Annotated in this window: 7 protein-coding genes; 4 read left to right on the forward strand and 3 right to left on the reverse strand. The window is 52.9% G+C overall.

The features are described 5' to 3' along the window. Positions 1-211 precede the first annotated feature (211 nt). Entirely contained in the window at positions 212-526 is a 315-nt protein-coding gene (locus JJL52_RS20835) for a hypothetical protein (protein WP_202054451.1), read from the reverse strand. Positions 527-2,718: 2,192 nt separating this feature from the next. On the opposite strand from JJL52_RS20835, the gene JJL52_RS20840 reads away from it, so the two are divergent. The 4 genes from JJL52_RS20840 to JJL52_RS20855 all read left to right on the forward strand — a co-directional run bounded on the left by JJL52_RS20840 (position 2,719) and on the right by JJL52_RS20855 (position 6,008). Beyond that, positions 2,719-3,327, forward strand: a complete 609-nt coding sequence (locus JJL52_RS20840) for a hypothetical protein (protein ID WP_202054452.1) — start codon at positions 2,719-2,721, stop codon at positions 3,325-3,327. Positions 3,328-3,551: 224 nt separating this feature from the next. After that, positions 3,552-3,992: a hypothetical protein gene (locus JJL52_RS20845; RefSeq protein WP_202054453.1), complete on the forward strand. Its 441-nt coding sequence runs from the start codon at positions 3,552-3,554 to the stop codon at positions 3,990-3,992. A gap of 148 nt (positions 3,993-4,140) precedes the next feature. Further along, a complete protein-coding gene (locus JJL52_RS20850) occupies positions 4,141-5,655 on the forward strand; it encodes an FAD-dependent oxidoreductase (protein WP_202054454.1) in 1,515 nt (504 codons plus the stop codon). 17 nt (positions 5,656-5,672) lie between these two features. Then, positions 5,673-6,008, forward strand: coding sequence for a hypothetical protein (locus tag JJL52_RS20855; RefSeq protein WP_202054455.1), 336 nt, complete (start codon positions 5,673-5,675; stop codon positions 6,006-6,008). Between the two features lie 34 nt (positions 6,009-6,042). On the opposite strand, the gene JJL52_RS20860 is transcribed toward JJL52_RS20855, so the two are convergent. Beyond that, complete coding sequence (locus tag JJL52_RS20860) at positions 6,043-7,326, reverse strand: ATP-binding protein (protein WP_202054456.1); 1,284 nt, start codon at positions 7,324-7,326, stop codon at positions 6,043-6,045. Then, a complete protein-coding gene (locus JJL52_RS20865) occupies positions 7,323-8,042 on the reverse strand; it encodes a response regulator (RefSeq protein WP_202054457.1) in 720 nt (239 codons plus the stop codon). Before JJL52_RS20865 ends, JJL52_RS20860 begins: the two co-directional genes overlap by 4 nt. Between the last annotated feature and the right edge of the window lie 554 nt (positions 8,043-8,596).

Consider the following 8,596-nt stretch of genomic DNA (forward strand, 5'->3'; position numbering starts at 1 on the left):
GTTTGAAAAACACAATGGGATAATACAAGGATGGGCTGACGAAGGAAGCCCATCGTTCGCGATTGATGTGGGCTTCGTACCTCTGCCCATCCTATCGTGCTGGTCTGTACGATATGCCTCATTAAGTTTAGCGGCTTCTCGCAGGGATATTTGCCTGGGTACCATTGCACCGGTTTGAAGTTCCAGACATTCGTATAAAGCACGTGCTTAGTCACTGCGAAATGGCGGGGTTGGCGTTGGACGGCTTGGTATTTTCCGCTTTCAGCTCTTCGTAGGGCTTCAGCGTGCCGCCGAACAGCGTGTTCGGCGTTCGGTAATGCGCCTCACTCAGTAGGCTCCATTGCGAACGGTCGAACCAATGCCCTGACATCTGGCAGCCGTAGGCCCGGTCGATTGGCTTGCGACTGATGCCGGCGGCCAGCCTGGCTTCATCCAAATAGCGACGGCTCGGCTCGTAGACGAACGGCAGCTTCTTTTTACTCTCAGTGAAGAGTATGTGCTCGGTTTGCGGGAAATATTTGTGCAAGAATTCCTTATTCCAGCCCAGGTGCCGCGGCCGTCAGTTTACTCAGCAGATAAAAGCGGAAAGCGACGGCGAGTTCCACCGGTATAGCCAGAGGGCTCGTCGAACAGGTTCTGGGCATATCGCCAGCTGTTCAGTTAGTCAGAATTAAGTTCGAATACCCATCAGCGACCTTTCAAGCCCATACACGACGCGTTCTCTCTGATTTTTCAAACTTCAAGCTTTTTTCAGTTAAACCTCTCTTGAAAAAATCCCTTTCAGCGGAACATTCTCTGGATTGACTTAATCTGACGGAGTGAATTTAGAGATAGGATTGCTTTTTGGCGAAGCGGGGTTTTGACGGCGCTGACCGCTATTCCTTCACCGAAATTTTGAGAAATAGGACTGTAATGGGCATAGCCGGTCTGCCATCAGACGCTGCAATCGCGCTCTCATTTGTAGCTGAATGATTCTACCGCTAATCCGTTACCTTCTTGATCCGGAGGTGATGAGGGAATGCAGCCTAAGAACTGAAATCGCAGGAAGAAAGCCCGTCACTCTTTTTTCCTGTTTTTCTGACAAATTTTCCCATGCTGTTTGGCAAGCAATGTATATGTTATTTAAAAAACTTTTAATTGCATCGGCGTTCTCCATCGTGCTATTACCACTAGATAATGTTTATGCCCGAGGTGGTGGAGGACATGGCGGGGGCGGATTCGGCGGCGGACATATCGGTGGATTCGGAGGCTGGCATGGAGGAGGCGGATATGGTGGTAGATTCGGGGGTTGGCGTGGAGGAGGCTGGCGCGGAGGCGGTGGAAGATGGACCGGTCATTACTGGGGAGCATATCCCGGCCATTATGGGGGAGTCTATCACGGCGGCTGGTACGGCCCATACAGGAACTGGCATTACCACTATGCTTATCCCGGCTATAGTTTTTACTTCGGTTTCCCCTACTATTATGGGTCGCCGTACTATGACTGGCCTTATTACTCCTATTCTCCATACTATCCAGGACCGGGGGTTACGGGCCCTGCAACGCCGCCGTCGTATATCGAACAAGGCAGAGCCTCGACGGTGCAACCCTTAGTGCCGAATGCGTGGAGCTATTGTTCGACATCAAACGGCTATTATCCTCATGTCAAAGAGTGCCCGTCGGGATGGCAAAGTCTCCCGGTTCAACCACAGGGACAGGAGCCCGGCTACTGGTATTACTGCAATAACCCTAGGGGTTATTACCCGTATGTCAGAGCCTGTTCGGGCAGATGGCAGAAGATCGTCCCTTAATGGAGAAAACGCCTCATGTCACGAAACTTTACATTTTTTCCGCTGATTTTATTGCTCGGTTCTTGTTCGACAATGCCGAGCAATCCCAGTGTCATGGTACTTCCGGGAACAGGTTCCGGAATCAATTTTGGCCAATTCTCAAAAGATGACGCCCAATGCCGGGACATTGCCCATAACCGACTTGAAACTGCGAAAGAAGAGCCGGACTCATGGGAACAAAGCCAGCAATTCTACGATATTCACTATCTTCAATGCATGTATGAAAGAGGTCATCGGGTTCCGGTGCCGTCAGGTATAACGTACGGTACCCGTCAAGAATGGCAAGCACCACCGCCTCCGAACATGCCGCCGCCTAATACGGCGCCTACCCAATAGGCGGTCCCTGAAAAGCTGTCAGGGCCGTGGATAATTCGCGAAGCAAACCGCTCTTCTCCCGAGTCACGACAGGTTGCCTATCGAAGAGTCAACCTTACGCATTAACTCTAGCTCAACCGCCTCAAGGCTCCCTCAAACTCCCCTTCCCCCATCTCACATCCCACAAATACTCTGCCCAATGGCCGGCAAGCAATCGCAGTCGAGCCACTCCCCCAAAGGTATCCAATACTGTATCGTCCGGCCGGGAACTGGCCTCGACGATATGCCGCATCAGGTCCTATAGCTTCTCGCGGGAATGCGTGCCCAGATACCAGGGTACCGGCTTGGAACCCCAGACATTCGTATAGGGCATGTGCTGGCACGTTGAATAATGTCCGATTCCAACTGCGTATGGACCGGAGAAATATCGCGGAAGGGACCGCCAAAGGCTGGACGGGTTCGTGCCGGCCGAATGTTTTCGATGAGGTCAGCCGGGAAATGGCCAAAGCACTTCGAACCCCTTAAAAGAACCAAAGGAAATCCCATGACAATTCCTAGCCTGCATTTTTTTAGAATGAGCGGTTTATTGATCGTGTTAGTCTTACTTTCCGGCTGCATGTATATGACGGAGGGTACCAAACTTCCTCCGATTACCCCCCGCCCTGCTTCCGCCTTTCAGCCGCAAATCGAACATACCGTCGGCGATTTTTCCTTCACTCTCGAAGGCGGCAAGATGGTCACCTCCAATCTCGCAGGAGAAGCGATAAACGAAAATATCTTGAGCAGCTGGAAAGATCGCAAGTACATTCGGGATCACGACTCTGTCGATGCCGGCGCTTTCACCGGCAAAGCGGATTACAACCTGACCTTAAGCGGCAGCCAATACGCCGAATCCAGCATCGGTATGCAGATATTGAGCGGGCTGACTTTATTTTTGATCCCTTATACGGTTACCGAGAATTACGACCTTCAATATAGGCTAACCGACGTTAAAACGGGACAAAAATACTCTGGCAGTATCGAGGAATCGAATAAGGGTTATGTAGAACTGTTCCTTTTATTTGGCGCTCCTTTCGGTATTCATAACCAACAGAAAATGTTCGAGCGGATGGGCGATCATCTTTATGACCAGCTTTATCAACAAGGCGCTTTTCAACCTTCGAAAAGCGCAGCTAAGCCATAAAAATTCGAGCATTTATCGTTTGTGCCGATGCATCATCCTGCCTCGATCCACATAAGGAATGAGCCATACACCCCATCATCCACGCTTCGACGTCCCCAGGGAATGGGGAACGGTTTCGTATGATGCTTATAAAGACACCGGCAAAAATCAAGAATTCTCGACGGAATTGCAGCTAATCGCTCTGAATCGCGGTCTATTTAATTCAGACTAAGGTAGCCGGGAGGATGGCGGAGATGAAGGAAGAGGAACGGGATTTTCTTTATGCGTTGATCGGCGATACGGAAAGCGAAAGGAGACTCAAGGATTTCGTGTTTTATTATGGTCTCCGTTTAGCCCTGCGCGAGCACTGGAAGCTCGAAAACAGCGATATCGTCAAAAAAATGTCCGAGACGGCGGTGCAGGAAATTCTGCACGGGCGCTGCCGGTCATGCAACGGAACGCGGCTTGACCGAAAATTTAGCGCATGTCCTCGTTGCAGCAGCCTCGGCGTGCGCCGTTTATCAGGCCGGATCCTGAGCGAAAAAATTGGCGTCGATCGCCGCCATTTTACTGGATTGTGGCAGCACCGTTACGACTGCCTTTATGTGTTTGTAGAGGATATACAAGGCAATGTGGTATCGCAGGTCAGGCAGAGCAGAAACTGGGACGCGGTGCTGCTGGCCTGACCGGGCTATGCCGATTTTTAAATAAACTTAAATGAAGGGCGTAAGTCTGTAAATAAAAACAGATCGTCTGACCTGCTGCAGATGTTTCTGTATTGCGTTTAACCGGTAAAGCCCAAGCGCTTCCCAATGCTCACGGACGGAGGTATTCATGAAAAAGACTTCCCTTTGGAAAGAAGACGCCGACGCCAGCGCTTATCCTCCCCTGCAAAATGATTTACATGTGGATGTCGCAATTATCGGCGGCGGCATGACCGGACTGACCGCCGCGCATCTGCTGGCGGGTGCGGGCAAAAGCGTCGCGCTGCTGGAAGCGTGGCGGGTCGGCGGCGGAACGACCGGATTTTCCACAGGCAATCTTTACGCTACGGTCGAAGAACGGATGCATGCGATCTGTTCCAAGTTCGACAGTGAAACGGCCCATGCGGTCGCCGCTTCCCGGACCGCCGCGATCGGGCATATCGAAAACCTGGTGCACCGGCTCGCGATCGACTGCGATTTTCACCGGCGGCCCTGGCGATTAATCTCGGAAATCCCCCAGAACAATAAAATCCTGGAAAAGGAATTCCATGCCTGCCGGGAAGCGGGCCTGGACGCCTACCTGGAAACCAGCACGCCGCTGCCTTTCGATATCAGCCGAGCCCTTCGCATCGAAAATCAGGCGCAGTTCAATCCGATGCGTTATGCCAAGGCGCTGGCAGCAGAGATCATCAAGGCGGGCGGGTCGGTATTCGAACGCACGCCGGTCCTGCGGATTAAAGAGGGCTCGCCGCATAGCCTTTACACCGAAAACGGCACGGTGACGGCTGACAAGATCATCCATGCAACGCACTCGCCGAAAGGCGTCAGATTCGTTCACACCCTGATGGGCGTCCACCGGGAATACGCGATTGCAGTCAAACTGAACTCGAACAATTACCCGGAAGGTATTTTCTGGGTCATGAGTCGGCCCCACCAGCATTCCATCCGCGCCTATACCGACAGCCGCGGCGAAAGCTTTCTCCTGGTGCTGGGCGAACCGCATAAAGTCGGACACAAGAAAGACAACGAAAGCTGCTTCCGAAACCTGGAAGCCTATGCCGGAGCGCGCTTCGACGTGAAATCGGTCGATTATCGCTGGAGCGCGCAAAATTACCGATCGGCCGACGGCCTGCCTTATATCGGTGCGCTCGACGAAAAAACCGGCGTGTACATTGCGACCGGCTTCGCCACCGACGGACTCACCTACGGCACCCTGGCTGCAATGATCATCAGTGACCTGATCCTGGACAATGAAAATCCGTGGGCGAAGCTATACGATCCCCGGCGGCACAACCCGCTCAAATCGGCGGGCCGCTTCATCAAGGAAAACGTTCATGTATTTATGGATTACATGCACGATCTGCCCTATCGGGCCGAAGCCAAGATCGTTTCCGACATAAGGCCGGATGAAGGCAAAACGGTCGTGATCAAGGGCGAAAAATTCGCCGTCTACCGGGACGAAGCCGGCGTACTGCATCAGGTTTCGGCTGTGTGCACGCACATGAAATGCATCGTCAACTGGAACGCGGAAGCGAAAAGCTGGGATTGCCCCTGCCACGGAAGCCGCTTTACAGTCGATGGCCGGGTGATCGAAGGGCCGGCCATGATCGACCTGCCGAAACCGGAAACCGGCAAGCCGCATTAATTATGGAGGATCAGGTTATGTTGATCTCAGCCATCGTACTCTTTTCGCTTGCGATGCTGCTCGGCATCTTTCTCTTAACCTTCGTGTTGAGAGGCAAACACACGCCCAAAGCGGTTGCATTCACGCACGGGCCTTTGGCCGCCGCCGGGCTGGTGCTACTGATCGCCTATGCCTTTCAGCACAGGCCGGCGCCAATCGAAAGCCTGCTATTATTCGCGGTGGCGGCGCTAGGCGGGTTCGTGTTGATCGCTATCGACCTGACGCGCACCTCGGTGCCGAAATGGATGGCCGTGCTGCACGGACTGATTGCCTTGACAGGCCTGGTTCTGTTATTGCGGTTCGCGTTTTTATAGCGGGATTTTCTCCTGTAAGCGACAGTCTCCCGTTTCACGGCTGACCGGCGTACGGCTTCAGGCTCAATACGATTTCCGCTCCGCCTTGCGGGCCGTTGCCAAACTTCAATTCCGCACCATGCAGTTCAGCGATACGCCGCACGATCTGCAACCCCAGGCCGCTGCCCCGGCTTTCTTTCATTCCGGGATTCCGTCCCGTTTCAGGCTCCGGCCCCCCCGGCCCCAGGTCCGCCACGCACACGTCAACGCGATCCCAAACAGCTGCTGCGGTCACGCTGACACTGCCGCCGCCGTGTTTGATGCCGTTGTCGATCAGGTTATACAGTAACCGCCGTAAAGCCAACGGTTTATAGCGTACGGGCGGAATCTTGCCCAGGAGCAGTTTCAGGTCAACATCAGCGCGCCGATATTTTTGCGCTACATCGATTAACAGCGGCGTAATATCGCCTGCTTCCCACGGCTCTGTTTCTTCGATATTGAAGCGCGTCAACTCAATAAAATGCTGCAGGATCAGATTTATTTCTTCGATATCTTCCTTCATCCCATCGCCAAGGTCATCCGAATCCGCGCCGAGCATTTCCACGCTCAGGCGCAGGCGCGCTAAGGGCGTGCATAGGTCATGCGAAATACCCGCCAATAAAAACTCCTGCTCTCTGATCAAATGGTCGAGATTGAAGCGCAGCCTATTCAATGCCTGCCCTACGGCGCGGATTTCCTCGGGCCCGTCCGGATGAATCTCGACGCTGCGCAGATCCAGCCCCAGCCTGCTCGCGGTCTCAGCCAATGTCTGCAGTGGCCGGCTGAGGCGGCGTGCGGTCCAAAAAGCCGCTATAGTCGACAAAGCGAGTGCTATCAGGAGCGCCAGCAGCATAAAAAAAGGCATGCCCAACAGATTTTCCGCCGGAAACCCCAGCGAAAATACCGGGAAGGTCCGATGCTGCAGCCACAGCGTATGGCCTCTATCCCGCTGGTAAAGGATCACAAGCCCATCTTTCGGATTTTCCTGTAAAGCCCGCTGCCAAGCTATGAAGAAAGGTCTTCTGGGCGGGGCGCTGCCTCGTTCCTCCGCATCCCAGGCCATTGTCACGCCGGCACGCTGTTTAAGGCGCTCGGTCAACCGGCGTTTCGACTCGTCATCGCTCTGTTGCGCGATTTCTTCTACCAGAACCCCTATCGTTTTGCTCAAATATCCGTAATGATGACCCGCCGGAAATAAAACGAACAAAACCAGCAAAGCGAACAGGACGGCAAAATTGAATACCATCATCACCATCAAGAGCGCAAACACGCGGCCGAACAGGGTCTTGGGAAATCTCACGCAAGCACCCCTTGATCCTGGACCAGTACATAGCCGAGTCCCCACACGGTTTGCAGATAACGCGGATGCGCCGGATCGTCCTCCAGCAATCGGCGCAACCGTGAAATTTGGATATCGATGGCACGGTTATTGGGCATATGGTCGCGGCCATCGATCAGATGCGCCAGCCGTTCGCGCGATAGAGGCTTGCCGGCATGCTCAGCCAGTACCTTGAGCAAGGCGAATTCGCCGCAGGTCAAATCGATAGGCGTGTACTCCCGATACAACCGACGTTCAGCGCAATCCAGCGCGTAAGGGCCGAAATGCAGCGTCTTACAAATCGAATCGGGTGCGGCTGCAATGGGACGGCTACGCCGCCGCAGTACCGCATGGATGCGAGCCGACAGTTCGCGGGGATTAAACGGCTTGCCGAGATAATCGTCGGCACCCGCCTCCAGGCCGGCAATCCGGCTCATTTCGTCAGCGTTAGCGGTGAGCATAATCACCTGTGGGCTTTGAGGATCGGCGCTGAGCCTTCGGCAGATCGACAAACCATCCTCTCCGGACAGCTTCCAATCCAGCACGATCAGATCGAAAGGACGGCGCGCCAGCCATTTGTTCATCTGTTCGCCGTCGGCAACGGCCTGCACAATAAACCCCTGTTCCCTCAGATAGCGTTCCAACAATAGGCTAAGCCGCCTGTCGTCATCGACGATCAGAATCTTAGCGTTTTTCATAAGATATTGACATCTTTGAAAGTTTTATTGCAAAAAAACGTCATAATACCTTGAAGATGTTACATTTTGTTACAATTCAACTTGAGCTTAATCTCGCGATTTCCTTTAAATTGTAGTTGTCCAGAATTCCAGCAGCAGATATCGGTCTTTCTACAAACCGAAAACTTGCCGCTGAAGTGGCGTCTTATTTAAAGACTGAGCATAGGCGACTGATATTACAAGGAATTTCGTTTAAGCTGATGAATATGAATTCACAATTGCCATTACCCAGCCATTATACAGATAGTCTCCGACCTAAACATAGCGGGAAAAAAAGGGTATAGGAAAATTGAGTAAGGACAAAACCGAATTATCCCCGCGAGAACGCCTTCTTGTCGCTTGTTATCTTCAGATAACTGAAAAACTGTCCGTTGAGGCAAGCGCGGCCCGATCTAACATGGCTTATCCCGAACCCGAGATTCCATCCAGTAAAATTCCCCTTTTTTTATGACAGCTACTCTTTCTTTTTTACCGTCCTACGATGCCCCGCTGGAACAACACAAGGAATACCTGCG

The sequence above is a fragment of the Candidatus Methylomicrobium oryzae genome, assembly GCF_016745425.1.
GTDB classification, from domain to species: domain Bacteria; phylum Pseudomonadota; class Gammaproteobacteria; order Methylococcales; family Methylomonadaceae; genus Methylomicrobium; species Methylomicrobium oryzae.

Excerpts from the sequence above, each read along its gene's own strand:
- JJL52_RS20840 (WP_202054452.1), top strand. The coding sequence starts at position 2,719 with ATGAGCGGTTTATTGATCGTGTTAGTCTTACTTTCCGGCTGCATGTAT.
- JJL52_RS20865 (WP_202054457.1), bottom strand. The coding sequence starts at position 8,042 with ATGAAAAACGCTAAGATTCTGATCGTCGATGACGACAGGCGGCTTAGC.
- JJL52_RS20855 (WP_202054455.1), top strand. The coding sequence starts at position 5,673 with ATGTTGATCTCAGCCATCGTACTCTTTTCGCTTGCGATGCTGCTCGGC.
- JJL52_RS20850 (WP_202054454.1), top strand. The coding sequence starts at position 4,141 with ATGAAAAAGACTTCCCTTTGGAAAGAAGACGCCGACGCCAGCGCTTAT.
- JJL52_RS20845 (WP_202054453.1), top strand. The coding sequence starts at position 3,552 with ATGGCGGAGATGAAGGAAGAGGAACGGGATTTTCTTTATGCGTTGATC.